The following is a 26,810-nucleotide window of genomic DNA, read 5'->3' as shown; positions in this document are numbered from 1 at the left end:
CCTGCAGGCGGAGCAGGATGCGAGAGCGAAGCATGGCGTCGGTAGCGTACAGGGAGGTATTCACAGCGCCATCCTCGATGGTCCGACACTTCGGGGCTTGCCGCCAAATCAGGCCCGAGCGATGCATGCTGAGGCGATACCCAGGAAATGTCACTAGCCGGTGGCCGCCGCGGGCGTCAACCCCTAAAATGGTCGCCGAGTCAAAACGACCCAAACACAGAAAAGTTGAAGGAAGTCGCCGTGAACCCGGTCAAGAAAACGTTTCAGTACGGTCGCAGCACCGTCACCCTGGAAACCGGGCGCATCGCCCGCCAGGCTACCGGTGCCGTGATGGTCACCATGGACGACACCGTGGTGCTGTGCACCGTGGTGGCCAAGAAGGAGGCAAATCCTGCTCAGCCCTTCTTCCCGCTGGGGGTGTTCTATCAGGAGAAGACCTATGCGGTCGGCAAGATCCCCGGCGGTTTCTTCAAGCGCGAAGGGCGTCCCACCGAGAAGGAGACTCTCACCTCGCGGCTGATCGACCGCCCGATCCGTCCGCTCTTCCCCAAGGGCTTCATGAACGAGGTGCAGGTGGTCTGCTCGGTGCTCTCCACCGACCGCAACCATGACCCGGACATCGCCGCGATGCTCGGTACCTCCGCCGCCCTGGCCATCTCCGGCGTGCCCTTCAACGGCCCGATCGGCGCCGCGCGGGTGGGCTTCACCGAGGACAACGGCTACTTCCTCAACCCCACCGTCGAGGAGCTGACCGGCTCCGAGCTCAACATGGTGGTCGCCGGGACCGAGAAGGCGGTGCTGATGGTCGAGTCCGAGGCCAACGAGCTGCTCGAGGACGAGATGCTCGGCGCCGTGCTCTATGCCCATCAGGAGATGCAGGTGGCCATCCAGGCCATCAACGAGCTGGTCGCCGAGGCGGGCAAGCCGAAGTGGGACTGGCAGCCGCCCGCCGAGAACACCGCCCTCAAGGGCGCCATGGCCGATGCCTTCGAGCAGAAGGTCGGCGAGGCCTATCGCATCACCGACAAGATGGCCCGCCAGGACGCTCTTTCCGCTCTCAAGGATCAGGCGGTGGAGCAGTTCGCCGGCGAGGAAGAGGGCAAGTACGACGCCGACGAGGTCAAGGGCGCCTTCGCCGGCCTGGAGAAGCGCGTGGTGCGTTCGCGCGTGGTCAAGGGCGAACCGCGCATCGACGGCCGCGACCACAAGACCGTGCGTCCGCTCTCCATTGAGGTCGGCACCCTGCCCAAGACCCATGGCTCGGCGATCTTCACCCGCGGCGAGACCCAGGCCATCGTGGTGGCGACGCTGGGCACCCTGCGTGACTCCCAGCTGATCGAGTCGCTGGAGGGCGAGCGCAAGGACCGCTTCCTGCTGCACTACAACTTCCCCCCCTACAGCGTGGGTGAGGCCGGCTTCATGGGCGGTCCCAAGCGCCGCGAGATCGGCCATGGCCGCCTGGCGCGTCGCGGCGTGCAGGCGATGCTGCCCGACGAGGCGGAGTTCCCCTACACCATCCGCGTGGTCTCCGAGATCACCGAGTCCAACGGCTCGAGCTCCATGGCCTCCGTGTGCGGCTCGTCGCTGGCCCTGATGGATGCCGGCGTGCCGATGAAGGCCCCGGTGGCCGGCATCGCCATGGGCCTGGTCAAGGATGAGGACGGCTTCGCCGTGCTCACCGACATCCTGGGTGACGAGGACCACCTCGGCGACATGGACTTCAAGGTGGCCGGCAGCGCCGAGGGCGTCACCGCCCTGCAGATGGACATCAAGATCGAGGGCATCAACGAGGAGATCATGGAGGCGGCCCTGCAGCAGGCCTATGACGCCCGCCAGCAGATCCTCGAGCAGATGAACACGGTGATCGCCCAGAGCCGTGCCGAGGTCTCCGAGAACGCCCCCTCCATGGCCACCATCAAGATCGACCCGGAGAAGATCCGCGACGTCATCGGCAAGGGTGGTGCCACCATCCGCAAGATCTGCGAGGACACCGGCGCTTCCATCGACCTCGACGACGACGGCACCGTGCGCATCTATGCCGAGGACAAGTCGGCGGCCAAGGCGGCCATCGACACCGTGCTGGCGATCACTGCCGAGCCCGAGATCGGCAAGCTCTACCGCGGTAAGGTGGTGCGCATCGCCGACTTCGGCGCCTTCGTCAACATCATGCCCGGCACCGACGGCCTGGTGCACATCTCCCAGATCGTGCCGGAGCGGGTCAACGACGTCCGCGACTTCCTCAACGAGGGCGATGAGCCCATCGTCAAGGTGCTCGATATCGACAATCGCAACCGGGTGAAGCTCACCATCAAGGAGATCACCCCGGAAGAGAAGGCGGCGTTCGAGGCCGAGGAGGCCGCCGAGCCCCAGCTGTAGGCTGCCTTCGGCGAGCCGCAAGCGCCAAGGAGCAAGACGCAAGGAAAACCGCCGCCGGGGCTACCCCCGGCGGCGGTTTCTTGTGTAGGCCGAAAAGAACATGCCCCGGGAAGAATCCCGGGGCATGCTGCCTGCTTGGCGCTTGGCGCTTGGCGCTTGGCGCTTGGCGCTTGGCGCTTGGCGCTTGGCGCTTGGCGCTTGGCGCTTGGCGCTTGGCGCTTTAGCGCTCGATGGCCAACGCCACGCCCTGCCCACCGCCGATGCACAGCGTCGCCAGGCCCTTCTTGGCATCACGGGCGATCATCTCGTGGACCAGGGTCACCAGGATGCGACAGCCGGAGGCACCGATGGGGTGGCCGATGGCGATGGCGCCACCGTTGACGTTGATCTTGCTGACATCCCAGCCCAGTTCCTTGTTGACGGAGAGGGCCTGGGCGGCGAAGGCCTCGTTGGCCTCGACCAGGTCCAGGTCCTCCAGGCTCCAGCCGGCCTTCTCGAGGCAGCGACGGGTGGCCGGGGCCGGACCGATGCCCATGATGGAGGGGTCGACACCGGCATTGCTGTAGGCCTTGATGCGGGCCAGCGGCTCGAGACCCAGGGCCTTGGCCTTGTCGGCGGAGCAGAGCATCACCACGGCGGCCCCGTCGTTGATGGAGGAGGCATTGCCGGCGGTGACGGTACCGTCCTTCTTGAAGGCCGGACGCATGCCGCCAAGCTTCTCGGCGGTCACGTCACGCGGGCCCTCGTCGGTGTCGAAGACCACCGGGTCGCCCTTGCGCTGGGGGATCTCCACCGGCACGATCTGGCTCTTGAACTTGCCTTCCCTGATGGCGGCCGCGGCCTTCTGCTGGGAGCCGGCGGCGAATTCGTCCATCTCCTCGCGGGTGATGCCGTATTTCTCCGCCAGGTTCTCGGCCGTGATGCCCATGTGGTAGTTGTTGAAGGCATCCCACAGGCCGTCGTGGACCATGGTGTCGATGGCCTTCCAGTCACCCATGCGCTGGCCGGTCCGGGAGTTGGGCAGCACGTGGGGCGAGGCGGACATGTTCTCCTGGCCGCCGGCGAGGATCAGCTCGGCGTCGCCGAGCATGATGGCCTGAGCGCCCAGATGCAGAGCCTTGAGGCCCGACCCGCAGACCTTGTTGATGGTCATGGCCGGCACGGCATCCGGCAGGCCGGCCTTGATGGAGGCCTGGCGGGCGGGGTTCTGGCCGACCCCGGCGGTGAGCACCTGGCCGAGCAGTACCTCGTCGACCTGATCACCGGCCACACCGGTAGAGGCCAGGATGTCCTTGATGACATGGGCACCCAGGTCGCTGGCGGGAATGCCGGCCAGGGAGCCACCGAAGGTGCCGACGGCAGTGCGGCGAGCGGCAACAATCACCACGTCTTGCATGGGAGATACTCCTGAAGAATGACTAGCGGGCTTGCGGCCGTGTCTGGAGGACAACCTGAGATCGAAGACGTCTCAGACAGAGCCGGGTCTTCCAGCATAGGGGACGCTTGTGCGTCGCGGCAATGCTTCCATGGCCGAATGCACGGGGAGGTACCGGGGGGAGAGCGCAGCTCGGGAGGTGCGGCACCCCGCAGGGTGCCGTGGGAGGCCGGTGTCAGGCCATCTGGACGGGGATGGCGTTGCTGGTGTGGCTGATCACATTGCCCTCCTGGAGGTAGACCAGGGCCGGTGCGTGGGCCTCGAGTTCCGCGTCGCTGTAATGGGAATAGCTGCAGATGATCACGCGCTGCCCTTCACTCGCCAGGTGAGCCGCGGCGCCATTCACCGAGATGATCCTCGAGCCCTCTTCCGCGCGGATGGCGTAGGTAGTGAAGCGCTGGCCATTCTCGACGTTGTAGATCTGGATCTGCTCGTTCTCGCGGATGCCGGCCATGTCGAGCAGCTCGCCGTCGATGGCGCAGGAGCCCTCGTAGTTGAGCACGGCATGGGTGACACGGGCCATGTGCAGCTTGGCCTTGAGCATGATGGTTTGCATGGAGCTTAGGTTCCTCTGTTTGACGTCGCCACGCCTTCAGCGTGGCAGGGTCAGGCTCAGGTTATCGATCAGTCGGGTCGGGCCCAGGCGCGCCGCGGCAAGCAGGACGGCCTCGCGGGTGGTCGTCGTCACCTGCCCCAGGTCGGCGTCGCGAAGCTCCAGGTAGTCCGGCGTGAAGCCGGCCTCCTTCAGCCGGGCGAGGCCATCGGCCAGGGTCTCGTCGCTGTCGGCGCCGGCCTCCAGGGCATCGCGCAGCGCGCACAGGGTGCGGTAGAGCGCCGGGGCGGTGGCGCGCTGGTCGGCATCCAGGTAGCCGTTGCGCGAGGAGAGGGCCAGGCCGTCCGCAGCGCGCACGATGGGCACGCCGACGACCTCCACGGGGACATGCAGGTCGGCCACCAGGCGGCGGATCACCGCCAGCTGCTGGTAGTCCTTCTCGCCGAAGCAGGCCACATCGGGCTGCACCAGGTGGAAGAGCATGGTGACGATGGTGGCGACGCCATCGAAGTGCCCGGGCCGGTCGCCACCGCAGAGCCCCTCGCTGACTTCGGGCACGCAGACCCGGGTCTGGGCCGCGAGGCCGCGCGGGTAGAGGGTCGTCGTCTCGGGCGCGAACAGCAGGTCGCAGCCGGCCTCCTCGAGCATCGCCTGGTCCTCGACGAGGGTCCGCGGGTAGGCGTCCAGGTCCTCGCCGGCACCGAACTGCAGCGGGTTGACGAAGATGGTCGCCACGACCACGTCGCCCCGGCGACGTGCCTCCGCCACCAGCGCCAGGTGGCCGTCGTGCAGGTTGCCCATGGTCGGCACCAGGGCGACGCGCTGGCCTCGGCGACGGAACTCGTCCAGGGCCTCGCGCAGGGGCGGAATCTCTCGCAGGGTACGCATCGCGGCGAGCTCCTCGAAACGCGGCTTAGAAACAGTGCTCTAGGGCGGGGAAGCGGCGGGCCTTGACGTCCTCGTGGTAGCGGCGGAAGGCGCCCTGGATATCGTCGGCCTCAACCATGAAGTTCTTCACGAAGCGCGGCGTGCGGCCGTGGGTCACGCCCAGCACGTCGTGCATCACCAGGATCTGGCCATCGGTGTCGGGGCCGGCGCCGATGCCGATCACCGGCACCTCCAGCGCCTCGCTCACCGCCCGGCCCAGGCTTGCCGGCACACACTCGAGCAGGATCACCGAGGCGCCGGCCTCGACCAGCGTGCGGGCATCCTCGAGGATCCGGGTCGCCTGCTCGGCCTCGCGTCCCTGTACCTTGTAGCCGCCCAACTGGTAGACCGACTGGGGCGTCAGGCCCAGGTGGGCGCAGACCGGCACGCCACGCCGGGTCAGTTCGCGAATGCCGTCGGCCATCCAGGCCTCGCCCTCGACCTTGATCAGCTCGGCCCCGGCGCGCATCAGCTCGCCGGCATCCTGGAGCAGGCGTTCGGTGCTCGAGTTGCTCATGAAGGGCAGGTCGACCATCAGCAGGCTGGCGCCCTTGCCGCGGGCCACGCAGTGGGTGTGGTAGCAGACCTCGTCGAGGGTCACCGGCAGGGTGCTGGCGTGACCCTGCAGGACCATGCCCAGCGAATCGCCCACCAGCAGCACCTCGATGCCCGCCTCTCCGGCCGCCCGGGCGAAGGAGGCGTCGTAGGCGGTCAGGCAGCTGAACGGCTCACCGGCGCGCTTGAAGGCCTGCAGCGTGCTCAGGGTGACGGTTTTCATGGCGTGCTCTCATCGTCTGGTCGTGGGAGGCCTCCGGCGGGCCTGCCTCGGTGTAACCTGAGATTGTTACCCGAATCATGCCGAAGTGTCGATAGGTAACAATGTGGGGTGTTCCTCAGCCTTGCGGTAACACCGGCCGCAGCTCCCCGGTGTCGAGCCCGGCGGCCAGTTGCGCCAGGGGGCGACCGCCGAGCACCAGGGTCGGGGCCAGCTCGGCCAGCGGGACCAGCACGAAGGCGCGCTTTACCATCTCCGGGTGGGGCAGTGTCAGCCGTGGCAACGTGACCCGCTGGTCATCGAAGAGTAGCAGGTCCAGGTCCAGGGTCCGGGGCCCCCAGCGCCGGCCGCGCACGCGGTCGTGGCGCTGTTCCAGGGCCTGCAACTGGTCGAGCAGGGCGAGCGGCGAGAGCCGCGTCTCCAGGTGCGCCACGGCATTGATGTAGTCGGGCTGGTCGGCGGGCCCCACCGGCGCGCTGGCATAGAGTCGTGAGGCGGCAATGCGACGGGTCAGGGGAAGGCGGTCGAGCTCGCCAAGGGCGCGCTCGACATGTGCTCGCGGGCCGTCGAGGTTGCTGCCCAGGCCGATCCAGGCATGGTGCCACCAAGGGCTCATGTGTCGCTCGCGGGGCCCCGCGGCTTGCGGCGGCGACGGCGGCGCTTGCGCGGCTGGCCGCTGCCGGCCGGGTCGGCACCGACCTTGCCCAGCAGGCGGCGCTGCTCGTGCTCGTCGGCCTGCTGGAAGGCGGTCCACCAGTCACCCAGGCCGGGTGTGATCTCACCGGCGCCTTCGCGCAGCAGCAGGAAGTCGTAGGCGGCCCGGAAGCGCGGGTGCTCGCGGGTCTGGAAGACGCGCTTGCCGCGGCGCAGCGGCAGCCGCTGCTGCAGGTCCCAGATGTCGCGCATCGGCAGGCTGAAGCGCTTGGGGATGGAGATGTGCTGGAGCTGGCGCGAGACCACCTGCTGGGACGCCGTCTGGAGCGCGGGGATGGACGGCATGCCATCGGCCTCGAGGATCGCCTGGCGCTGCTGGACGGGGGCCCAGAGCAGGGCGGCAAACAGGAAGGCCGGGGTCACCGGGCGGTCCTCGGCGATGCGCCGGTCGGTGCTCTCCAGCGCCAGCTCGACCAGGCGCTCGGCCCAGGGCAGCTCCTCCATGGCCTCGTCGGCCTCCGGGAAGAGCATCGCGAAGAGCCCGTAGTCGCGCAGCAGGTGGAAGGTAGCGACGCCCTGGCCGGCCATGAACAGCTTGAGGATCTCATCGAACAGCCGCGCCGGGGGGATCTGCAGCAGCAGCGGTGCGGCGTCGTGGATGGGGGCCTCGGTGGCCGGGTCGAGGTGGAAGTCGAGCTTGGCGGCGAAGCGCACCGCCCTGAGCATCCTCACCGGGTCCTCGCGATAGCGGGTCGCCGGGTCGCCGATCAGCCGCAGGGTGCGGGCCTCGATGTCGTGCACGCCGTCGGCGAAGTCGTGGATCGAGAAGTCGGCGATGTTGTAGTAGAGGGCATTGACGGTGAAGTCGCGGCGCAGGGCGTCTTCCTCGATGTTGCCCCAGACATTGTCGCGCAGCAGCAGCCCATCGTCCGACTGCTGGGAGATATGGTCGGCGTGATCATCGTTGGGCTTGCCGCGGAAGGTGGTGACCTCGATCACCTCGCGCCCGAAGCGGACATGCACGATGCGAAAGCGCCGGCCGATGATGCGCGAGTTGCGAAACAGGTCCTTGACCTGCTCCGGGGTGGCATCCGTGGCGACATCGAAGTCCTTGGGCATGTGGCCGAGCAGCGCATCGCGGATGCACCCGCCCACCAGGAAGGCCTGGAAGCCGGCGTTGTGAAGCCGGTAGAGCACCTTGAGGGCGGCGTCGCTGAAGTGCTGACGCGAGACAGGGTGTTCCTGGCGGGGAATGATGCGCGGCCCGGTGCTGCCGGCCGGCGCATCCTGAGGGCCGAACAGCGATTTGATGCGCTCGCCCGGACTCTGCAGAAAGCGGGTAAAACCTTTGATCATGCGGCGATATCGACTCGCGGGACGCGGAAAGCGTTGAGTGTAGCCGACCACTGACACCTTGCAAAGCGCGGTACGGTGCCGAGGTCGTCCAGAAAGCAGAAAGGGGAGGCCATTGGCCTCCCCTGTAAGCAGGATGCAGCATCCCTGCTGCTGATTCTTCTTCGTGATGGCGCATCGCCCTGAATACGCACCACAGTCACCAAGGAGTGTTCAGGCAAGCGGTGTTGTTGTGTTTGTTGGTGCTCCTGACGGCGACCGTCTCGTATTCAAAACAATAGTCCAACCACGACGGCATGGAAGCATGCCTCCTCCCGGCTTGTTGATGTTGTTGCCGAGAGTGCACCTCGACGGCCCGTTATCATTGTTGGTCGGCCGTACCCGGGTGCGTCGCGTCCTGATGGCTCCGGTGCTTCGAGCAGTTTGTTCTTGTTGGGGCCCGAAGGCCTCGCGCCGTGCCGATGCTGTTCTTGTTGTCGGCAAGCGCCGAAGTCGTAGGGGCCCGGGTGTCTTGTTGTTGTTGTCGGGTCGGGCCCTGTCACAGCCTGGCTGCCCTCTTGTTGTTGTTGGCAGCGGGTGACGTCCGGATTTGTTTTTCTTGCCCTAGGTATAGCAGGCCGCGTGCCACCGACGGATAAAAACCGAAAAAACAAATGGTTGTGATGAGGTGGAAAAGTTCACGTCCCGGCGTGCGGGTGGAGTGTTACCCGTTCGGCCCCGTTACGGGGCACTGGCTGTGTGGGAAGGTAACAAATGGTGCAAGCGGGATGGCGGGAAGGGGGCAAGACGCGCTTGCGGACGATGCCGCGGGGTCTTGCACCATGGTCGCATGGTCAGCCGCCTCAGCCCGTGTTGCGGCGTGGGCTCTTCTTGCGGGGGATGCCCAGGCGCTGGCGGCGCTCCCACAGGCATTTGCGGCTGATGCCGAGCTTCTGGGCGAGTTCGGTCTCGCTCATCTGGTCCTGGTGCTCCAGCACGAAGTGCTGGAAGTAGTCCTCCAGGGAGAGGTCCTCCTCGTCGCCGGCCTCCTGCTCCTCCTGGCCGGCGATGGCTGGCGCGGGTGCCGGGGACCTGCCCGGCGGCTGGGGCGTCGGCGCGAGCCCCAGGTCGTCGGGATGGATGAGGTGGCCCTCGGCGAGGATCACGCCGCGCTCCAGCGCATTCTCCAGCTCGCGCACGTTGCCTGGCCAGGGATAGTCGCGGATGGTGCGCCGGGCGGCCCGCGAGAGTCGCAGCCCGTCGCGCTCGTGGCGCCGGCAGGCCTTCTCCAGCAGGACATCGGCGATCTCGAGGATGTCGTCCTCGCGCTCGCGCAGGGCGGGCAGGTCGATCTGCATCACGTTGAGACGGTAGTAGAGGTCGAGGCGGAACTCGCCGGTCTTCGACAGGCTCTGCAGGTCGCGGTGGGTGGCGGCGATCAGGCGCACGTCGACATGGCGGGTTTCCACCGAGCCGATCTTGCGGATCTCGCCCTCCTGCAGCACCCGCAGCAGGCGAGCCTGGGCGTCGAGCGGCAGTTCGCCGATCTCGTCGAGGAAGAGGGTGCCGCCATCGGCGGCCTCGACCAGGCCGGTACGCGCGGCACTGGCCCCCGTGAAGGCGCCCTTCTCGTGCCCGAACAGCTCGGACTCGATCAGCGTCTCCGGGATGGCGGCGCAGTTGACGCAGACCAGCGGGGCATGGGCGCGGCGGCTCTGCTGGTGCAGGGCGCGGGCGACCAACTCCTTGCCGGTGCCCGACTCGCCCTGGATCAGTACGGTGACATCGGCCGGTGCCGCCTTGCGGATGCGCGTGTAGACCACCTGCATGGCGGGGCAGTTGCCGATCATCGGCTGGCGGGTGCCGCCGGGTTCGGTGATGTCGGGCGGCTCGCCCTGCTGCGAGGCCTGCCGGTGCAGCACCCGGGCCACGGTCTCGAGCAGTTCGTCGTGGTCGAAGGGCTTGGCCACATAGTCCACGGCCCCGAGTTTCAGCGCCTCCACCGCGGAGCGCATGCTGGCGTAGCTGGTCATGATCAGCACCGGCACGGGGGCGGCGCGGGCGATCAGCTCGGTGCCGGGCTCGCCGGGCAGCCGCAGGTCGCTGATCACCAGGTCGAAGCCCTGGGGCTCGAGCGCCAGGGCCTCGGCCACCGAGCCGGCCTCGCTGACCCGGTGGTCGTGGCGCTCCAGCAGCCGCTTCAGGGCGCTGCGGATGATGGCTTCGTCTTCAACGATCAGGATCCGGCTCATCGGTGCTGTCACCATGCTCTGGGTTGAGGGGCAGCCACAGGTGGATGCGGGTGCCGTTGGCCTGCCCGGGGGGCGGGGAGTCGATATCGATCTGGCCGCCGTGCTCGGCAATGATGCTGTAGACCAGCGGCAGGCCGAGGCCCGTGCCCTCGCCGGGGGGCTTGGTGGTGGTGAAGGGCTCGAACAGGTGGTCGCGCACCCGCTCGTCGATGCCGTGGCCCTGGTCGGTGACGGTGACGTGAAGCCACTTGCCCTCTGGGGCGGCATCGATGATCACCTCGCCGCCCGGGGTGCTGGCGTCGCGGGCGTTGCCGAGCAGGTTGACCATCACCTGCAGCAGCCGCTGGGCATCTCCGGTGACCTCGAGCCCGGCCGGACAACGGTTGTGATAGTGGATATCCTCCCCCGAGCGGGCAAGGTGGATCAAGTGCAGGGCTTCGTCGGTCAGCGTGTCGAGCGACACCGGGGCGAAGGGCCGGCCGGTCACGTGGCGACCGCCATGGGCGAAGCCCACCAGCGACTCGACGATGCGCGAGATGCGGTCGGTGAGCTGCTGGATCTGGGTGGCGGTCTCCAGCACCTCCGGGTCGTCGGTGTCGTAGCGCAGGTTCTGGGCCAGCGAGGAGATCCCGGTGACGGGGTTGCCGATCTCGTGGGCCACGCCCGCCGCCAGCTGGCCGATGGAGGCCAGCCGGGCGGCATGCACCAGCTCGTCCTCCAGCCACTTCATCTCGCTGTGGTCCTCCACCAGGACCACGGTGCCGCCACGCATCTCCTCATCGGCCTCCAGCTCGGCCTTGTGCAGGCTCAGGTAGCGGGTGGTGCCGTCGAGCGTCACCGGTTGCTTGTAGAGGTGGTCATGATGCTCGAGAAGCACGCGTCCCAGCAGGGCCCCCCAGGGTGGCGGCAGGCCATCGCGGCGCGAGCCGACCACGCTGCTGCCATCGATTCCGGAAAGCTCGGCGAGGGCGTCGTTCCACATCAGCAGCTCGTCATCGACGCCGAAGGCACACAGGCCCACCGGCAGCCGGGTGAGCATGCGGCGGTGGTAGCGGCGCAGGCCGTCGAGCTCCCGGGCCAGGCCGGTCAGCCGGGTGCGATAGGCCTCCAGGCGGCTCTCGACGAAGTGGATGTCGTCATTGGGCTCCAGGCCGCCACGGCGATAGGGCAGGTGGCGGTCGACGATGTCCTGGGCCACCGAGGGACCCATCAGCCCCGAGAGGTTGGCCTGGATGCGGTCGCGCAGACGACGCAGGGCATAGGGACGGCCATCCAGCGGCGACAGGCCCAGGTCGGTCAGGGCGCGGTCGACCTCGCGACCGGCGACCTCCTCGCCCAGGGCGCGGGCCAGGTGGTGCTTGAACTCCTCGCCGTTGCCGGCCACCAGCGGCAGGCGCTTGGGACGGATCACCGCATCCACCGAGCAGGCCTCGGCCGCGGCCCGCTCGCCGGCGGAGGTCGGCGTGATCAGCGAGACCAGGATGAGGGTCAGGATGTTGACCGCCAGCGAGACCAGCGTCACCACGTACCAGACCGGCTCGCCGGCCAGCGCCTCGAGGCCCGGGGGCAGCAGCACCAGGGCCGGAACGTCGCTCAGCAGTGGCACCCAGGTACCGGCGAGCCACACCAGCACGCCCAACGTCAGCCCGCTGACCATGCCCTTGCGGTTGGCGCCCGGCCAGTAGAGCAGTGCGAGCATGCCCGGCAGGCACTGGGCCATGCCGATGAAGGCGGCCAGCCCCAGGGTGGTGAGGTCGTGGTTCACCCCCACCAGGCGGTAGAAGAGCCAGCCGCCGAGGATCACCGCCACGATCAGGGCACGACGCAGCCAGCGCAGCCAGCGATAGAGGTCGGGCTGATCCACCGGGGGGTGGGCGACCAGCACCAGGTGGTTGAGGATCATCCCCGACAGCGCCAGGGAGATGATGATCATGGTGCCGCTGGTGGCCGCCAGCCCGGCGATGAACACCAGCCCCTGAAGCCACAGCGACTCGGAGAGCCCGTAGGCCAGGTAGGCGGTGCCGAGCCCGCCTGCGTCGACTCCCAGGCGCTGGGCGGCCCACAGGATCAGCGGCACCGGCAGCGCCATCAGCAGCAGGAACAGCGGCAGCGTCCAGGCGGCCTGGAGGAGGGTGCGCCGCGAGAGGGTCTCGGCGAAGGTGATGTGGAACATGTGCGGCATGAGGAAGGCCGCGGCGAAGAACAGCAGCAGCAGGGTGCGCCACTGGGCCGGGTCGAGGTGGGCGACGCGTGCCTGGGCCGCACGCCCCGGGCCGTCCAGCCAGGCCTGGAGGTCCGCGGGACCATCGAAGACCACGAACAGGGCGAAGGCCCCCAGTGCCAGCATGGCGGTGAGCTTGACCAGCGACTCCAGGGCGATCACCGCGAGCAGGGTGTCGTGGCGGGCGTGCAGCCGGGTGTGGCGGGCGCCGAAGAGGATGGCGAACAGCGCGATCAGCGCGCAGAACAGCAGGGCCAGCAGGGCCGGCGAGGCGCTACCGGTCATCAGGTAGATGGTGTCGCCCAGGGTCTGCACCTGGAGGGCCAGCAGCGGCAGCACGGCCAGCAGGCTGACCAGGGTGATCAGGGTGCCGACCCAGCGCGAACGGAAGCGGAAGGCGAAGAGGTCGGCCAGCGAGGCCAGCTGGTAGGTCCGGGTCATGCGCTGGATCGGCACCAGCAGGACCGGGGCGAGCAGGAAGGCGCCCGCCACCCCCAGGTAGTAGGCGAGGTAGCCGTAGCCGGCATTGCCGGCCAGCTCCAGGCTGCCGTAGATCGCCCAGGCGCTGGCGTAGACGCCCAGCGCCAGGGTGTAGACCGCCGGGTGGCGGGCGATGCGCGTGGGAATCCAGTGCCGCTCCACCGCCAGGGCAGCGAGGAACAGCAGCAGCAGGTAGCCGCTGCCGAGGGCCAGCAGGCCGCCGAGGCTAGCATTCATCGAGCTTCCTCTTCTGCTCCAGCCACAGGGTCAGGGCGATCAGCACCCCCCAGATGACGAAGGGGCGGTACCAGGCCACCTCGGGGCTGGCCCAGCCGCTCATCAGCAGCGGCGAGAGCAGATACCCGCCGAAGACCAGGAAGAGCATGATGCGATAGACGTACATGGCGGGCTCCTCTCAAGGTGTGACGGTGCCGGCCTGTCGGAGGGCCTCGGCACGCAGCCGGGCGACCTCCCAGTGAGCGACGGCCCAGCGCAGCTGCTCCTCCGCCGGCGCCGTGGCAAGCGTACGCGGCGGGGCCTGGTCCAGTGCGACCAGGGCCGCATGCAGCAGCGGGCGCACCGCATCGTCCTGCTCCGGGAGGGCCGGCGCCAGGTTCTGCTTGGAGAGCTTCTGGCCGTCCTCGCCGATGATCAGCGGCAGGTGCAGGTAGCGCGGTTCGGGGACGCCCAGGGCGTGCTGCAGCTGGCGCTGCCAGGGGGTATTGTCGAGCAGGTCGAAGCCGCGCACCACGTCGCTGATGCCCTGGTCGGCGTCGTCGACCACCACGGCGAGCTGGTAGGCCCAGAGGCCGTCCTTGCGCTGGAGCACCACGTCGCCGAGCTCGGCCGGGTCGAAGCGCTGCTCGCCGAACAGCCGGTCCTGCCAGACCACCGGGCGCAGGCCCAGGTCGCTGCGCAGTCGCCAGGCCACCGGCTTGCCGGGTTCGCGCACCCCGTCTCGGCACCAGCCGGGGTAGATGGGATGGTCGCGCCACTGCCGGCGCGAGCAACTGCAGGGGTAGGCGAGCCCCATGCCCTTGAGCCGCTCCAGCGCGGCGGCATAGGCGTCGTTGCGGTCATGCTGCCAGCTGACCGGGCCATCCCAGTGCAGGCCGAAGGCCTCGAGCTGGCGCAGGATGGTGTCGGCGGCCCCCGCGGGGCAGCGCGGTGGGTCGATGTCCTCGATGCGCAGCCGCCACTCGCCCCCCGTCCGGCGGGCATCCAGGAAGCTGGCCAGGGCCGCCACCAGGGAGCCGAAGTGCAGGGGCCCCGAGGGGGTCGGCGCGAAGCGTCCCCGGTAGGCGCTCACCGGTGCCCCCTGTTGCGCCGGGCCGACATGCAAACGGGCACCCTGGGGTGCCCGTCGTGGGGTGGGATCGCGGAGACCGGCATGGCTGGCTCAGCCGCCCAGCTGCTTTTCCTTGAGCTCGGCCAGGGTCTTGCAGTCCACGCACAGGGTGGCGGTGGGCCGCGCCTCGAGCCGGCGGATACCGATCTCGACGCCGCAGGCCTCGCAGAAGCCGTAGTCGTCCTCGTCGATCTTCTCGAGGGTCTCGTTGATCTTCTTGAGCAGCTTGCGCTCGCGGTCGCGGGTGCGCAGCTCCAGGTTGAAGCCCTCTTCCTGGGTGGCGCGATCGGCGGGGTCGGCGTAGTTGTTCGCCTCCTCCTGCAGATGGCGCACGGTGCGGTCGACCTCTTCCATGAGCTCCTGTTTCCAGCCCAGCAGGATCTGTCGGAAGTGCTCCAGCTGCTTGTCGTTCATGTACTCTTCACCCGGCGCCGGCTCGTACGGGGTGAATTTCTTGGGAGCATCCATCTTCTTTTCTGCTACTGGCATGGGACTGCCTCGTTACTTGAGTGACTACTGATCAATACCCGCCGTGATGCATGGTATCTCACGCCAAAGGGGTGCTTGTTTAGCGTAAAAAGAGCGCCCGTGCAACCTCTTCCGCCGCCGGGACTGCGCCGGCACGCCAAAAGTCGTAAGATGCCGGTTTTGACCCCCGGCCGCGGTAAAGATGCCCGTCGTGCCGTGACGTGTCGAGAGGAGCCGTGCATGTCCTGGAATCCGCGCGTCGAGCGCATCGCCCCCTTCCGCGTGATGAGCCTGCTGGAGACGGCCCAGGCCCGCGAAGCCGCCGGGCACGATGTCATCCACCTGGAGGTCGGCGAGCCTGATTTCCCGACCCCCGCGCCGGTGGTCGAGGCCGGCCGTGCCGCGCTGTCGGCGGGCCATACCCGCTACACGCCGGCGGCGGGGCTGCCGGCACTGCGCGAGGCGATCGCCGGCCACTATGCCGAGCACTTCGGCGCCGCCGTCGACCCGAGGCGCATCCTGGTCACGCCGGGCGCCTCCGGCGCGCTGCTGCTGGCCAGCCAGCTGCTGGCCGGCCCGGGTGACCGGGTGCTGATGGCCGATCCCAACTACCCCTGCAATCGCCACTTCATGGCCCTGGCGGGCGCCGAGGTGGACGCCGTGCCGGTGGGGTCGGCCAGCGGCTGGCAGCTGGATGCCGGGCTCGTCGAGACCCACTGGCGCGACGATACCCGCCTGGCGATGCTTGCCACGCCCTCGAATCCCACCGGCCATATGCTCGCTGCCGGACAGCTCGCGGCCGTGGCCGAGACCGTGGCGGCGCGTGGCGGCCACCTGCTGGTGGACGAGATCTACCAGGGGCTCTGCTTTGATCTCGAACCGCTCTCGGTGGCCGCGATCACCGCGGACGCCTTCGTGGTCAACAGCTTCTCCAAGTACTTCGGCATGACCGGCTGGCGCCTGGGCTGGCTGCTGGCGCCCGAGGCGGCGGTGGAGCCGCTCGCCCGGCTGGCCCAGAACGTCTTCCTGGCCGCCTCCACCCCGGCCCAGCATGCGGCCCTGGCCGCTTTCACGCCCGAGTGCCGCGGCATTCTCGAGGCCCGGCGCAGCGAACTCGGGCGTCGCCGCGATGCCCTGCTGGCGGGGCTCGCCCGCCTGGGGCTGGCGCCGTCGCTGCCGCCCCAGGGGGCCTTCTACCTGTGGCTCGACATCTCGCGCGTAAGCCGCGACAGCGAGGCCTTCTGCCGGGCGCTGCTCGAGGAGGAGAACGTCGCCATTACCCCGGGCACCGACTTCGCCCTGCGCGGCGGTGAGCACCATGTGCGGATCGCCTTCACCACCGGCGAGGCGCGACTGGAGGAGGCCGTGTGCCGCCTCGAGCGCTTCCTGGCGCGTCGCTGATGGAGTATCCGGCCCTGGTCCCCGGGACCCTGCTGCGTCGCTACAAGCGCTTCCTGGCCGACGTGCGACTCGATGACGGCCGCGAGGTGGTGGCCCACTGCCCCAATACCGGCTCGATGCGGGCGGTGAACGTGCCGGGGTGCCGGGTCTGGCTATCGCCCAGCGACAAACCGGCCCGCAAGCTGGCCTGGACCTGGGAGCTGATCGAGCTGCCGCAGCCCGACGGCACCTCGGCGGCGGCCTCGGTGCATACCGGGCGGGCCAACCGCGTCGTCGAGGAGGCGTTGCGTTCGGGACGGATAGAGGAGCTGGCCGGCCATGCGGCGATCCAGCGCGAGGCCACGGTGGCGGGGTCGAGACTCGATTTTCGCCTCGACGACCCCGAGCGCGGCAGCACCTTCGTCGAGGTCAAGCAGGTGACCCTCAGGGAGGCCGATGGCCATGGCTACTTCCCCGACGCGGTGAGCGTGCGGGGCCGAAAGCACCTCGCGGCGCTGGCCGCCCTCGCGGCACAGGGTCACCGCGCCGTGCTGCTCTTCTGCGTGGCCCACGAGAGCATCGAGGACGTGGCCCCCGCGTCCCACCTGGACCCGGCCTATGCCGCGAGCCTGCGCGAGGTGGCGGGCCTTGGCGTGGAGGTGATGGCGCGGCGCTGCGAGGTGATCCGTGAGGCAGGCGTGCCGGTGGCGATCCGCCTGGGGCGCCGGCTGCCGGTCTCACTCTCTCGCGAGCTCGACCCGGCCATGGTCGTCGATTGAGCCGCGAGGCAGTCGGGTTCAGCGGTCGATATAGAAGCGCTGGATGAAGCTGACCTCGGCGGGCGCGGCATTGCGGTCGTAGCGCACGCGCAGGTCGAAGCGCATCGGCTCGTCCGCGTGGATGCGGAAGACCGCCACCTGGGACGGCGTGTCGCCGATGCGCAGGCTGCGAAACGCCAGCGGCGTGGCGTCGCTCCCCTCGAGCCCACCGATGCGACCGTCGACCGAGGCCATGACCGGACGGGTCGAGCCATCCTCGAGCTCTTCCATCACGCTGACGTTGAGCAGGGCCATCACCTGGCTGCGCTGGATGCCATGCTCTCGCGCTACCTCTTCGGGGAGGAAGCTGGTGTTCACGGCGCTGTAGTGGATCTGGTAGTCCCCCACCTGTTCGTACTGCTGGGCCAGGGCCGGCAGGGCCAGCAGCAGCGCCAGGCCCATGGCCAGGGCCGCCAGGCTGTTTCGGATCATCGTCGGTTCTCCCTCCTCCGGTATCTTGCCTGCGCCACCCGGCGTCACGCCCTGCGGCGGGCGACCCGGAAGATGGCGATCTCGCCGAACAGGTTGGGCCACCACCGCGAGGTCCAGTGGCCCTCGTGGTCGCCGATGCCCACCGCCCGGTCAACAATGCTCAGACCCTTGTCGCGGCACAGGCGTTCAAAGTCGTTGAAGGTCGAGAGGTGGATGTTGGGGGTGTCGTACCAGGCATGGGGCAGCGACCGGGACACCGGCATGTAGCCCTTGAAGCCCAGGTAGGCGCGGTGGCGCCAGTAGGCGAAGTTGGGAAAGGTGATGATGCACTCTCCGGCGACGCGCAGCATCTCGTCGAGCATCAGGTCCGGGCGGCGCAGGGCCTGAAGCGCCTGGGTCATCACGACCAGGTCGCAGGCGTCATCCTCGAAGTTGGCGAGCCCCTCGTCGAGGTTCTGCTCGATGACGTTGACGCCCTTGGCCAGGCAGGCGGTGATGCCGTCGGGGTCGATCTCCAGGCCATAGCCCGTGACCTGCTTGTCGCGGGCCAGCGCCGCCAGCAGCGTGCCCTCGCCGCAGCCCAGGTCGAGCACCCTCGCACCCCGCGGGACCCAGTCGTGAATCAGCTTGAGATCGGCGCGCATCATGGGCGGTCCTCCAGGCCCTGGTCGCGGGCGACGCGGTTCATGAACGCGGCGAACACCGCCTGGTAACGCGGCTCGGGCATCAGGAAGGCGTCGTGGCCGTGCGGCGAATCGATGTTGGCGTAGCTGACGGACTTGTCGGCGCGGATCAGGGCGTTGACCAGCTCCTTGGAGCGTGATGGCGGGAAGCGCCAGTCGGTGGTGAAGCTGACCACCAGGAAGGGACAGGCGGCGGGTGCCAGGGCCCGGGCCAGGTCGCCGCCGTGGGCCGCGGCCGGGTCGAAGTAGTCCAGCGCCTTGGTCATCAGCAGGTAGGTGTTGGCATCGAAGGAGGTGGAGAAGGTGTCGCCCTGGTAGCGCAGGTAGGACTCCACCTGGAACTCCACGTCGTAGCCGAAGTTCAGGTCGTTGCTTCGCAGGTCGCGGCCGAACTTGCTGCCCATGGCATCTTCGGAGAGGTAGGTGATGTGGCCCACCATGCGGGCGAGCTTGAGGCCGCGTCGCGGCGCCGTGTCATGGTTGGCGTACCGGCCGTCGTGGAAGTCACGGTCGGAGCGGATCGCCTGGCGGGCCACCTCGTTGAAGGCGATGTTCTGTGCCGACAGCTTCGGCGTCGCCGCGATGACCACCGCATTGGCGATGCGCTCGGGGTAGGCGAGGGTCCACTGCAGTACCTGCATGCCTCCCAGGCTGCCGCCGATCACCGCGGCGAAGCGCTCGATGCCCAGCCGGTCGGCCAGCCGCGTCTGACTGTTTACCCAGTCTTCCACGGTCATGATCGGGAAGTCGGGCCCCCACTGTTGCCCTGTCGCCGGATTCTCGCTGGTGGGGCCGGTGCTGCCGTGGCAGCCGCCGAGGTTGTTCAGCGAGACCACGAAGAAGCGCTCGGTGTCGATCGACTTGCCGGGGCCGATATGCGCATCCCACCAGCCCGGCTTGCGCTCGTCCGTCGCGTGGTAGCCGGCCGCATGGTGGTGGCCGGAGAGGGCATGGCAGATCAGGATGGCATTGGAGCGCTCGGCATTGAGGGTGCCGTAGGTCTCGTACACCAGGTCATAGGCCGGCAGCGTCCTGCCGCAGGCCAGGGCCAGGGGGTCGTCGAAGTGCGCCGTCTCGGGCGTCACCAGGCCGACCGAATCGCGGGGGAACTCGGGCATCAGTCGTGTCGTGTCCAGTCGTGGGTGTCGGCCGGCCTCACAGGCCGACCAGGGCACCGGCGATGCCGGCGGCACGGGTCAGCGAGCCCACCACGATACCATCGATCAGGCTGATGGCGATGAACACCACGATGGGCGAGAGGTCGATCATGCCCAGCGGCGGGATCACCTTGCGCACCGGCGCCATGATCGGCTCCACCAGCTGCATCACCAGCAGGGCGCCAGGGTGACTGGCCTGGGGGGCCACCCAGCTGAGGATGATCATCACGATCAGGGCGAAGAAGTAGATCTTGAGAATGGCGTTGGCGATGGCGGCCACGGAGCCGATCGCCACGCCGGCGATGGGTGCCATGCCGAAGCCGGCGATCTGCAGGATCACGATGATGGCGACCGCCTTGATGACGAAGGCCGTGGCCAGGGTGGCCAGGTCGAAACGCCCCATCACCGGCCCCAGGAAGCCCTGGAAGGGGCGTACCGCCGGCTGGGTGACCTTCACCACCGACTGGCTGATGGGGTTGTAGTAGTCGGCCCGGGATGCCTGCAGCAGGAAGCGCAGCATCAGCAGGAAGATGTAGATGTTGATCAGGGTGTTCACCAGCAGCAGGCCGGCGCTTCCCAGTTGACTGCCCATCGGGGCTCCTCCATGTCCTTGAAACGTCGTCGTGTCAGCCCGCGTGCCTGCCGGGCTGCCGGGTCAGCGCTTGCCGAGCTCGTCGGCCATCTCGCGGGCGCGGTCGGCACAGGCGGTCATCGCCTCGGCCATGATGCGGCGCAGGCCGGCATCCTCGAGGTGCTCGATGGCCCGCTCGGTGGTGCCGCCGGGCGACATCACGTTGCGCTTGAGTTCGGCGGGGGGCTTGTCGCTCGCGAGCGCCATCTTCGCCGCGCCCAGGGCGGTCTGCATGGCCAGCCGCCGGGCGGTGTCGGCGGGCAGGCCCAGCGTCACGCCGGCTTCCTCCATGGCCTCGAACATCAGGAAGAAATAGGCTGGGGCGCTGCCCGAGACGGCGGTGACCGCATCGAGCAGGGCCTCGTCGTCGACCCACTCCACCAGACCCACGGCCTCCATCAGCTCGGTGGCGAGCCGGCGCTGGGCATCGTCGACGTGGGCATTGGCGAAGAGCCCGGCGGCCCCGGCACCGACCAGCGCGGGGGTGTTGGGCATGCAGCGCACCACCGGCAGGTCGCCGCCCAGCCAGTGTTCCAGGGTCTCGGCGGGCAGGCCCGCCGCCACCGAGACGATCAGCGGCCGGCGCGTCTGGACGGCGTCGCGCATCTTCTCGCAGACCTCGCGCATGATCTGCGGCTTTACCGCCAGCACCACCACGTCGGACTCGGCGACCGCCGCGGCATTGTCGGTCGCGGTCTGGATGCCCAGCCGTTGGCGCAGCGGGGCGAGGATATCGTCGCTGGGGGAGGTGGCCGTGATGTCGTCGGGCGAGAAGCCGCTCTCGATCATCCCGCCGATGATGGCGCCGGCCATGTTGCCGGCGCCGATGAAGGTGACTCTGCTGGCCATGGGATCTGTCCTGTGTCGGTCGACGAATGTGGCCGGCGTGGTTCTCCGGCGTCTGGTGGTTGTCAATCTCGTGCGGTTCGCTCCCCGAAGATCGCGGTGCCCAGGCGGACCAGGGTGGCCCCCTCGAGAACGGCGGCTTCCAGGTCGGCGGACATGCCCATCGAGAGGGTGTCCAGGGGCGCCTCGGGAAGGCGCTCGTGCAGGTCCTCGAGGGCCTCACGCAGGCGGGCGAAGGGCGCTCGCTGGGCATTCAGCCCCTCGGCCGGCGCGGGAATCGCCATCAGCCCGCGCAGGCGCAGGTGCGGCATCGCCTGGACTGCCTCGGCCAGGGCCGGCAGTGCCTCGAGCGAGACGCCGGACTTGCTCGCCTCGTCGCTGATGTTGACCTGCAGGCAGACGTCCAGCGGGCCGAGCGCCTCGGGGCGTTGATCATTCAGACGCCGGGCGATCTTCTCACGGTCTACGCTATGCACCCAGGCAAAGTGCTCGGCCACGTCGCGGGTCTTGTTGGATTGCAGCGGACCGATGAAATGCCAGACGATGGGGTCCAGGTCCGCCAGCTCGGCCTGCTTGTCCAGGGCTTCCTGGACATAGTTCTCGCCGAACTCGCGCTGGCCCAGGTGCCAGGCCTCGCGGATCATGGCGGCGGGCTTGGTCTTGCTGACGGCCAGCAGCCGGGCGGCATCGGCGGGTCGGCCGGCGGCATCCAGCGCGTCGGCAAGCCGGGTGCGGGCGGCGGCCAGGGACTCGGAAAGTACCAGGTCCGTCATGTCTGAGTGTCTGTCATACTGGTCATACTGAAGGGAACCTTATCCCGGGAGCAGGGGAAACGCATGGATATTACCGAACTGCTGGCATTCTCGGCAAAACAGAACGCCTCGGACCTCCACCTCTCGGCGGGCCTGCCGCCGATGATCCGCGTCGATGGCGACATCCGCCGGCTCAACGTGCCGGCCATGGAGGACCGCGAGGTCCGCAAGCTGATCTACGACATCATGGCGGACCGTCAGCGCCGCGACTACGAGGAGTTCTTCGAGACCGACTTTTCCTTCGAGGTGCCGGGCGTCTCGCGCTTCCGTGTCAACGTCTTCAACCAGGCCCGCGGCGCCGGGGCGGTGTTCCGTACCATCCCCACCGAGGTGCTGACCCTGGAGGACCTGGGCATGGGCCCGGTCTTCCGTCAGCTCTCCATGCTGCCCCGCGGCCTGGTGCTGGTCACCGGCCCCACCGGCTCGGGCAAGAGCACCACGCTGGCGGCGATGATCGACTACATCAACGACAATCGCTTCGAGCACATCCTCACCATCGAGGACCCGGTGGAGTTCGTGCACCGCAGCAAGCGCTGCCTGGTCAACCAGCGCGAGGTGCACCGCGATACCCATGGCTTCGCCCCGGCACTGCGCAGTGCCCTGCGCGAGGACCCGGACATCATCCTGGTCGGCGAGCTGCGTGACCTAGAGACGATCCGGCTGGCCCTCACCGCGGCCGAGACCGGCCACCTGGTGTTCGGTACCCTGCATACCACCTCCGCGGCCAAGACCATCGACCGGATCATCGACGTCTTTCCCGGCGAGGAGAAGTCCATGGTGCGCTCGATGCTCTCCGAGTCATTGCAGGCGGTGATCTCCCAGGCCCTGCTCAAGCGCCAGGGCGGCGGCCGGGTGGCGGCCCACGAGATCCTCGTGGCCACCGCGGCGGTGCGTAACCTGATCCGCGAGGACAAGGTGGCGCAGATCTACTCGGCGATCCAGACCGGCGGCAACCTGGGCATGCAGACCCTGGACGCCTCGCTGGCGCGCCTGGTGGCGGACAACATGGTGGCGCGCGAGGAGGCCCAGGCGAAGGCCAAGGGCGTGCTGGCGAGCTGAGGACGCGACAACGATAACAAGGAGCAGGGACATGACGGCAAAAGAGTGGCTCTACCAGCTGCTGGACATCATGGTGCAGAAGGAGGCGTCGGATCTGCTGATCTCGGTGAACGCGCCGCCGACCCTGAAGATGGCCGGCCAGCTTACCCCCCTGGGCGACCAGGGGCTCAGCGTGTCGCAGGTCACCGAACTGGTCGGTGCCTCGATCCCCGATGCGGTGCTGGAACGCTTCCGCGTCGAGCACGAGGCCAACTTCGCGCTGAGCCTCAAGGACAAGGGGCGCTTTCGCGTCAGTGCCTTCCAGCAGCGCAACCAGATGGCCATGGTGATCCGGCGCATCGGTTTCGAGATTCCCCACCTGGAGGAGCTGTCGCTACCCTCCACGCTCGGCGAGCTGGCCAACAACAAGCGCGGCCTGGTGTTCGTGGTCGGGGGGACGGGAACCGGCAAGTCGACCACCCTGGCGTCGATGATCCAGCAGCGCAACGAGACCCTCGGCGGGCACATCATCAGCGTCGAGGATCCCATCGAGTACGTGCATCCGCACCGCAAGGCGATCATCAACCAGCGCGAGGTCGGCATCGACACCGAATCCTTCGAGGTGGCGCTGAAGAACACCCTGCGCCAGGCACCGGACGTGATCCTGATCGGCGAGGTGCGTACCCGGGAGACCATGGAGCATGCCCTGACCTTCGCCGAGACCGGCCACCTCTGCCTGGCCACCCTGCACGCCAACAACGCCAACCAGGCCCTGGACCGGATCATCAACTTCTTTCCCATCGAGCGACACTCCCAGGTGTGGCTCGACCTCTCGCTCAACCTTCGCGCCATTGTCGCCCAGCAGCTGCTGCCCACGGTGGACGGCGGGCGCTGCCCGGCCATCGAGATCATGCTCAAGTCGCCGCTGATCGGTGACCTGGTGCGCAAGGGGGAGGTCTCCGAGATCAAGAACGTCATGGCCCGCTCGCGGGACCTCGGCATGCAGACCTTCGACCAGGCGCTCTTCGATCTCTTCAAGGCCGGCAAGATCACCGAGGAGGTGGCGCTGGTGCACGCCGATTCGGCCAATGACCTGCGCATGATGATCAAGTACGGCGACGAGAGCAGTGAGGGCGTGGCCGGGGCCAGGGAGGCGGCCAGCCACCTGTCGCTGCGCGGCGAGGACGACTTCTAGGGCGCCCGGCGGATCAGGAGGCGTAGACCCCGCCCAGTACCCGGGGACCGGCGGCGCCGGTCACCGAGGGCAGGTTGCCGGGCAGCCCGGCGAGCCGCCGCCACGCCAGCCAGGCGAAGGCGCCGGCCTCGAGCCACTCGGCGGGCCAGCCCCAGTCCTCCCCGGGAAGCAGCGGCGTCTCGGGCAGCCGGCGGGCCAGGCGGGAGAGCAGGTCAGGGTTGCGGGCGCCGCCGCCGCAGGGCACCAGCACCGCGGCCGGCGGGGCGTCGAGACGCTCCCGGCCCATCTCCACGCCGAGGGCCACGCTGGCCGCGGTCAGCTCGGCCAGGGTGGCCTGGACGTCCTGCGGTGCCTCTCCGCCCTGCAGGTGTCCCTGCAGCCAGTCCAGGTGGAAGAGCTCCCGGCCCGTGCTGCGTGGCGGTGGCAGGTGGAAAAAAGGCTCCGCCAGCAGGCGCTCCAGCAGCGCCTCGTCGACCCGTCCCGAGGCCGCCCAGGCGCCGCCGGCATCGAAGCGCCCCCCGCGGTGCCGGGCATGCCAGGCATCCAGCAGGGCATTGGCCGGGCCGGTGTCGAAGCCCAGCGGCGCTCGTTCGTCCTCGGCGGGCGGCAGCAGGGTCAGGTTGGCGAAGCCGCCGAGGTTGAGCACCAGCCGCCATTCGCCGGGTGTCCGGAACAGCGCCTCATGGAAGGCCGGGGCCAGGGGCGCGGCCTGGCCGCCGGCGGCCAGGTCGCGACGTCGGAAGTCGGCCACCACCGAGCGACCGGTGAGCTCGGCCAGCAGGCTCGGGTTGTCGAGCTGCAGCGTATAGGCCGGGCCGCCGTCATGGCCCCTTGGGGCGTGCTCGATGGTCTGGCCATGGCTGCCGATGGCCGAGATGGCTTCTCTCTCCACTCCACTCGAGGCGATCAGTGCCTCGACGGCCGCGGCCTGCAGGCGGCAGAAGGCGTCCTCGGCGGCCGCCAGTTCGCGGAAGGCCAGCCGATCCGCATGGCAGAGCCCCCACAGCTGGTCGCGCAGTGTCTCGGGCATCGGCGTGTCATGGGTGGCGACCAGGCGGGGCGCGTCACCCTCCCGGATCTCGACGAGGGCGGCGTCGATGCCGTCGAGGCTGGTGCCTGACATCAGGCCGATGAAGAGGCTCATGGGGACTCCCGGGCGGGCTCAACCGTGGATGGCCGTACATGGTAACATCCCCGACCATTCGACTATCGAGTGCCCGCGGGGTCGCGGGCCGCCTGCTGAGTGGAGAGGAGACAATGACCGATGTTGCTGGCGCCCTGGCGCTGCTGAAGCGCGGCACCCACGAGATTCTGCTCGAGGAGGAGCTGGTCAAGAAGCTGGAGTCCGGGCGCACGTTGCGCATCAAGGCGGGCTTCGACCCCACCGCGCCGGACCTGCACCTGGGGCACAGCGTCCTGCTGACCAAGATGCGTCAGTTCCAGGACCTGGGCCACGAGGTCATCTTCCTGATCGGCGACTTTACCGGCCGCATTGGGGACCCCACCGGCAAGAACGTGACGCGCAAGCCGCTCACCGAGGAAGAGGTCAAGGCCAACGCCCAGACCTACAAGGAGCAGGTGTTCAAGATCCTCGACCCCGAGAAGACCGAGGTGCGCTTCAATGCCGAGTGGTTCTCCGCCATGAGCGCGGCCGACATGATCGAGCTGGCCGGGCAGAGCACCGTGGCGCGCATGCTCGAGCGCGACGACTTCGACAAGCGCTACAGTGCGGGGCAGCCGATCTCCATCCACGAGTTCCTCTATCCGCTGGTGCAGGGTTACGACTCCGTGGCGCTCAAGGCCGACGTGGAGCTTGGCGGTACCGACCAGAAGTTCAACCTGCTGATGGGTCGCGAGGTCCAGAAGCATTTCGGCCAGGCGCCCCAGGTCGTGATCACCATGCCGCTGCTCGAGGGGCTGGACGGCGTGCAGAAGATGTCCAAGTCACTGGGCAACTATGTCGGGGTCGATGAGGCGCCGGGGGCGATGTTCAACAAGCTGGTCTCCATGCCCGACAGCCTGATGTGGCGCTACTTCGAGCTGCTCTCGCTCAAGCCCAACGAGGAGATCGAGGCGCTCAAGCGCGATGCCGAGGCCGGTGCCAATCCCCGTGACATCAAGATGATCCTCGCCCGGGAGCTGATCGCTCGCTATCACGGCGAGGAGGCAGCGGCCAACGCTCACCGCTCTGCCGGCAACCAGCTCGCCGAGGGGGAGTTGCCCGAGGACCTTCCCGAGGTCGAGGTCGACTTCGAGGGCAGCGCCCAGGCGCCCATCGCCGCGGTGCTGAACCGCTCGGGGCTGGCCAACAACAGCGCCCAGGCCAAGGACATGCTCGGCAATGGCCGGGTCAAGGTGGATGGCGACGTGGTCCAGCGCGACCACATGCTGGAATGCGGTCGAAGCTATGTCATCCAGGCGGGCAAGAAGCGCTATGCCCGAGTGACCATCGCCTGACCCCTTTCGCAAGCCTGTTCACGACGCCCGCCCCGCGCGGGCGTTGTCGTCTCTGCCAGTGGATCATTTCATCCACAGGCGGTCGGTGCGATGGGGCTGTGGACGGCCTGGCCGTCATCGCTTGTTCACGCGCTGTTCATTGCCGTGACATTTTTCTTCCCGGGGGCCTTGCACGCTCTCGGGATAATCCGTAAAGTACGCATCCGCTGCCGGCGACGGGCACACGTTGCAGGCGGTGATGAGTGGCAGAAGTGGTTGTTTCTGTTTGGGTTTTTCGGGTTAGTTCGCGAAATTCCCGCTTGACGGAGACGCCGGCTTCGGTAGAATATGCGCCACTCGTGACGAAGGCCCGCCAGGCCTTTGCAGAGCTCGCTGAGGGCTCTATCGGCCGCCATCTCGATGGCCTGTCGATCACCCCGGACGCCTTCTTCGGAACGCCGCGCAGGGTTGACAGCGACAGCCGATCACGTAGAATACGCCTTCCTCGCAGGGCGCCGGCGAGACCGCCGCTTCCATCGGAAGCAGCCGGGCACGACGGCA

Annotated in this window: 24 protein-coding genes; 6 read left to right on the top strand and 18 right to left on the bottom strand. The window is 68.4% G+C overall.

The features are described 5' to 3' along the window. Nucleotides 1-240 precede the first annotated feature (240 nt). Nucleotides 241-2,376, top strand: coding sequence for a polyribonucleotide nucleotidyltransferase (pnp, locus tag QLQ83_RS17640; RefSeq protein WP_282736822.1), 2,136 nt, complete (start codon nt 241-243; stop codon nt 2,374-2,376). A gap of 220 nt (nt 2,377-2,596) precedes the next feature. Here the strand turns inward: pnp and QLQ83_RS17635 are convergent, their stop codons facing one another. From QLQ83_RS17635 to dksA, 11 genes are all read right to left on the bottom strand, one after another. Then, nucleotides 2,597-3,772 (bottom strand): acetyl-CoA C-acetyltransferase, encoded by a 1,176-nt coding sequence (locus tag QLQ83_RS17635; RefSeq protein WP_282736821.1) that lies wholly within the window; start codon nt 3,770-3,772, stop codon nt 2,597-2,599. A gap of 214 nt (nt 3,773-3,986) precedes the next feature. Beyond that, the gene (gene panD / locus QLQ83_RS17630; protein WP_282736820.1) at nt 3,987-4,367 is read right to left on the bottom strand and encodes an aspartate 1-decarboxylase; all 381 of its coding nucleotides are present in this window, start codon (nt 4,365-4,367) and stop codon (nt 3,987-3,989) included. A 36-nt stretch (nt 4,368-4,403) separates the two neighbouring features. Then, nucleotides 4,404-5,252 (bottom strand): pantoate--beta-alanine ligase, encoded by an 849-nt coding sequence (panC, locus tag QLQ83_RS17625; protein WP_282736819.1) that lies wholly within the window; start codon nt 5,250-5,252, stop codon nt 4,404-4,406. A 25-nt stretch (nt 5,253-5,277) separates the two neighbouring features. Then, complete coding sequence (panB, locus tag QLQ83_RS17620) at nt 5,278-6,069, bottom strand: 3-methyl-2-oxobutanoate hydroxymethyltransferase (protein WP_282736818.1); 792 nt, start codon at nt 6,067-6,069, stop codon at nt 5,278-5,280. Between the two features lie 115 nt (nt 6,070-6,184). Further along, nucleotides 6,185-6,682, bottom strand: coding sequence for a 2-amino-4-hydroxy-6-hydroxymethyldihydropteridine diphosphokinase (folK, locus tag QLQ83_RS17615; RefSeq protein WP_282736817.1), 498 nt, complete (start codon nt 6,680-6,682; stop codon nt 6,185-6,187). After that, nucleotides 6,679-8,076, bottom strand: a complete 1,398-nt coding sequence (pcnB, locus tag QLQ83_RS17610) for a polynucleotide adenylyltransferase PcnB (protein WP_282736816.1) — start codon at nt 8,074-8,076, stop codon at nt 6,679-6,681. The genes folK and pcnB overlap by 4 nt, the downstream gene beginning before the upstream one ends. Nucleotides 8,077-8,915: 839 nt before the next feature. Next, nucleotides 8,916-10,304: a sigma-54-dependent transcriptional regulator gene (locus QLQ83_RS17605; protein ID WP_282736815.1), complete on the bottom strand. Its 1,389-nt coding sequence runs from the start codon at nt 10,302-10,304 to the stop codon at nt 8,916-8,918. Further along, nucleotides 10,282-13,242 (bottom strand): ATP-binding protein, encoded by a 2,961-nt coding sequence (locus QLQ83_RS17600; protein WP_282736814.1) that lies wholly within the window; start codon nt 13,240-13,242, stop codon nt 10,282-10,284. Before QLQ83_RS17600 ends, QLQ83_RS17605 begins: the two co-directional genes overlap by 23 nt. Then, nucleotides 13,232-13,408, bottom strand: a complete 177-nt coding sequence (locus tag QLQ83_RS17595) for a hypothetical protein (RefSeq protein WP_282736813.1) — start codon at nt 13,406-13,408, stop codon at nt 13,232-13,234. The genes QLQ83_RS17600 and QLQ83_RS17595 overlap by 11 nt, the downstream gene beginning before the upstream one ends. Nucleotides 13,409-13,420: 12 nt before the next feature. Next, on the bottom strand, nt 13,421-14,314 hold the full coding sequence (gene gluQRS / locus QLQ83_RS17590; RefSeq protein WP_282736812.1) for a tRNA glutamyl-Q(34) synthetase GluQRS: 894 nt from the start codon (nt 14,312-14,314) through the stop codon (nt 13,421-13,423). 90 nt (nt 14,315-14,404) lie between these two features. Then, the gene (dksA, locus tag QLQ83_RS17585) at nt 14,405-14,842 is read right to left on the bottom strand and encodes an RNA polymerase-binding protein DksA (protein WP_106232261.1); all 438 of its coding nucleotides are present in this window, start codon (nt 14,840-14,842) and stop codon (nt 14,405-14,407) included. Between the two features lie 219 nt (nt 14,843-15,061). Here dksA and QLQ83_RS17580 point away from each other — a divergent pair, with 219 nt between their 5' ends. Together QLQ83_RS17580 and sfsA are read left to right on the top strand one after the other, a co-directional pair. Beyond that, complete coding sequence (locus QLQ83_RS17580) at nt 15,062-16,222, top strand: aminotransferase class I/II-fold pyridoxal phosphate-dependent enzyme (RefSeq protein ID WP_282736811.1); 1,161 nt, start codon at nt 15,062-15,064, stop codon at nt 16,220-16,222. After that, nucleotides 16,222-16,980, top strand: coding sequence for a DNA/RNA nuclease SfsA (sfsA, locus tag QLQ83_RS17575; RefSeq protein WP_282736810.1), 759 nt, complete (start codon nt 16,222-16,224; stop codon nt 16,978-16,980). The genes QLQ83_RS17580 and sfsA overlap by 1 nt, the downstream gene beginning before the upstream one ends. Nucleotides 16,981-16,998: 18 nt before the next feature. Here the strand turns inward: sfsA and QLQ83_RS17570 are convergent, their stop codons facing one another. From QLQ83_RS17570 to QLQ83_RS17545, 6 genes are all read right to left on the bottom strand, one after another. Further along, nucleotides 16,999-17,451, bottom strand: a complete 453-nt coding sequence (locus tag QLQ83_RS17570) for a DUF4426 domain-containing protein (RefSeq protein WP_282736809.1) — start codon at nt 17,449-17,451, stop codon at nt 16,999-17,001. 44 nt (nt 17,452-17,495) lie between these two features. Beyond that, nucleotides 17,496-18,095 (bottom strand): methionine biosynthesis protein MetW, encoded by a 600-nt coding sequence (gene metW / locus QLQ83_RS17565; RefSeq protein ID WP_133637685.1) that lies wholly within the window; start codon nt 18,093-18,095, stop codon nt 17,496-17,498. Then, nucleotides 18,095-19,252, bottom strand: a complete 1,158-nt coding sequence (gene metX / locus QLQ83_RS17560; RefSeq protein ID WP_282736808.1) for a homoserine O-succinyltransferase MetX — start codon at nt 19,250-19,252, stop codon at nt 18,095-18,097. Before metX ends, metW begins: the two co-directional genes overlap by 1 nt. A 37-nt stretch (nt 19,253-19,289) precedes the next feature. Next, nucleotides 19,290-19,883, bottom strand: a complete 594-nt coding sequence (locus QLQ83_RS17555) for a YggT family protein (RefSeq protein ID WP_133637676.1) — start codon at nt 19,881-19,883, stop codon at nt 19,290-19,292. 63 nt (nt 19,884-19,946) lie between these two features. Continuing rightward, nucleotides 19,947-20,771, bottom strand: coding sequence for a pyrroline-5-carboxylate reductase (proC, locus tag QLQ83_RS17550; protein ID WP_282736807.1), 825 nt, complete (start codon nt 20,769-20,771; stop codon nt 19,947-19,949). 62 nt (nt 20,772-20,833) lie between these two features. Then, a complete protein-coding gene (locus QLQ83_RS17545; RefSeq protein ID WP_282736806.1) occupies nt 20,834-21,541 on the bottom strand; it encodes a YggS family pyridoxal phosphate-dependent enzyme in 708 nt (235 codons plus the stop codon). Nucleotides 21,542-21,604: 63 nt separating this feature from the next. On the opposite strand from QLQ83_RS17545, the gene QLQ83_RS17540 reads away from it, so the two are divergent. Both QLQ83_RS17540 and QLQ83_RS17535 read left to right on the top strand, forming a co-directional pair. Beyond that, nucleotides 21,605-22,639, top strand: coding sequence for a type IV pilus twitching motility protein PilT (locus tag QLQ83_RS17540; protein ID WP_106232253.1), 1,035 nt, complete (start codon nt 21,605-21,607; stop codon nt 22,637-22,639). Nucleotides 22,640-22,670: 31 nt separating this feature from the next. Continuing rightward, on the top strand, nt 22,671-23,813 hold the full coding sequence (locus QLQ83_RS17535) for a PilT/PilU family type 4a pilus ATPase (protein WP_282736805.1): 1,143 nt from the start codon (nt 22,671-22,673) through the stop codon (nt 23,811-23,813). A gap of 13 nt (nt 23,814-23,826) precedes the next feature. Here the strand turns inward: QLQ83_RS17535 and QLQ83_RS17530 are convergent, their stop codons facing one another. After that, nucleotides 23,827-24,957, bottom strand: a complete 1,131-nt coding sequence (locus QLQ83_RS17530) for an anhydro-N-acetylmuramic acid kinase (protein WP_282736804.1) — start codon at nt 24,955-24,957, stop codon at nt 23,827-23,829. Nucleotides 24,958-25,070: 113 nt separating this feature from the next. Here QLQ83_RS17530 and tyrS point away from each other — a divergent pair, with 113 nt between their 5' ends. Then, nucleotides 25,071-26,270 carry a tyrosine--tRNA ligase gene (gene tyrS, locus QLQ83_RS17525; protein WP_282736803.1) on the top strand — a complete coding sequence of 400 codons (1,200 nt, stop codon included), beginning with the start codon at nt 25,071-25,073 and terminating at the stop codon, nt 26,268-26,270. Nucleotides 26,271-26,810: the final 540 nt, after the last annotated feature.

This window comes from Halomonas rhizosphaerae (assembly GCF_030010555.1).
In the GTDB taxonomy this organism is placed as follows: Bacteria; Pseudomonadota; Gammaproteobacteria; order Pseudomonadales; family Halomonadaceae; genus Halomonas; species Halomonas rhizosphaerae.
This window is presented reverse-complemented; position numbering and strand designations above follow the sequence as displayed.

Coding starts and splice junctions, on each gene's coding strand:
- QLQ83_RS17635 (WP_282736821.1), bottom strand. CDS start 3,772: ATGCAAGACGTGGTGATTGTTGCCGCTCGCCGCACTGCCGTCGGCACC.
- sfsA (WP_282736810.1), top strand. CDS start 16,222: ATGGAGTATCCGGCCCTGGTCCCCGGGACCCTGCTGCGTCGCTACAAG.
- QLQ83_RS17545 (WP_282736806.1), bottom strand. CDS start 21,541: ATGACGGACCTGGTACTTTCCGAGTCCCTGGCCGCCGCCCGCACCCGG.
- panC (WP_282736819.1), bottom strand. CDS start 5,252: ATGCGTACCCTGCGAGAGATTCCGCCCCTGCGCGAGGCCCTGGACGAG.
- pcnB (WP_282736816.1), bottom strand. CDS start 8,076: ATGATCAAAGGTTTTACCCGCTTTCTGCAGAGTCCGGGCGAGCGCATC.
- panB (WP_282736818.1), bottom strand. CDS start 6,069: ATGAAAACCGTCACCCTGAGCACGCTGCAGGCCTTCAAGCGCGCCGGT.
- panD (WP_282736820.1), bottom strand. CDS start 4,367: ATGCAAACCATCATGCTCAAGGCCAAGCTGCACATGGCCCGTGTCACC.
- QLQ83_RS17555 (WP_133637676.1), bottom strand. CDS start 19,883: ATGGGCAGTCAACTGGGAAGCGCCGGCCTGCTGCTGGTGAACACCCTG.
- QLQ83_RS17570 (WP_282736809.1), bottom strand. CDS start 17,451: ATGATCCGAAACAGCCTGGCGGCCCTGGCCATGGGCCTGGCGCTGCTG.
- metW (WP_133637685.1), bottom strand. CDS start 18,095: ATGCGCGCCGATCTCAAGCTGATTCACGACTGGGTCCCGCGGGGTGCG.
- folK (WP_282736817.1), bottom strand. CDS start 6,682: ATGAGCCCTTGGTGGCACCATGCCTGGATCGGCCTGGGCAGCAACCTC.
- metX (WP_282736808.1), bottom strand. CDS start 19,252: ATGCCCGAGTTCCCCCGCGATTCGGTCGGCCTGGTGACGCCCGAGACG.
- tyrS (WP_282736803.1), top strand. CDS start 25,071: ATGACCGATGTTGCTGGCGCCCTGGCGCTGCTGAAGCGCGGCACCCAC.
- dksA (WP_106232261.1), bottom strand. CDS start 14,842: ATGCCAGTAGCAGAAAAGAAGATGGATGCTCCCAAGAAATTCACCCCG.
- QLQ83_RS17605 (WP_282736815.1), bottom strand. CDS start 10,304: ATGAGCCGGATCCTGATCGTTGAAGACGAAGCCATCATCCGCAGCGCC.
- QLQ83_RS17530 (WP_282736804.1), bottom strand. CDS start 24,957: ATGAGCCTCTTCATCGGCCTGATGTCAGGCACCAGCCTCGACGGCATC.
- QLQ83_RS17535 (WP_282736805.1), top strand. CDS start 22,671: ATGACGGCAAAAGAGTGGCTCTACCAGCTGCTGGACATCATGGTGCAG.
- QLQ83_RS17600 (WP_282736814.1), bottom strand. CDS start 13,242: ATGAATGCTAGCCTCGGCGGCCTGCTGGCCCTCGGCAGCGGCTACCTG.
- QLQ83_RS17595 (WP_282736813.1), bottom strand. CDS start 13,408: ATGTACGTCTATCGCATCATGCTCTTCCTGGTCTTCGGCGGGTATCTG.
- proC (WP_282736807.1), bottom strand. CDS start 20,771: ATGGCCAGCAGAGTCACCTTCATCGGCGCCGGCAACATGGCCGGCGCC.
- QLQ83_RS17580 (WP_282736811.1), top strand. CDS start 15,062: ATGTCCTGGAATCCGCGCGTCGAGCGCATCGCCCCCTTCCGCGTGATG.
- QLQ83_RS17540 (WP_106232253.1), top strand. CDS start 21,605: ATGGATATTACCGAACTGCTGGCATTCTCGGCAAAACAGAACGCCTCG.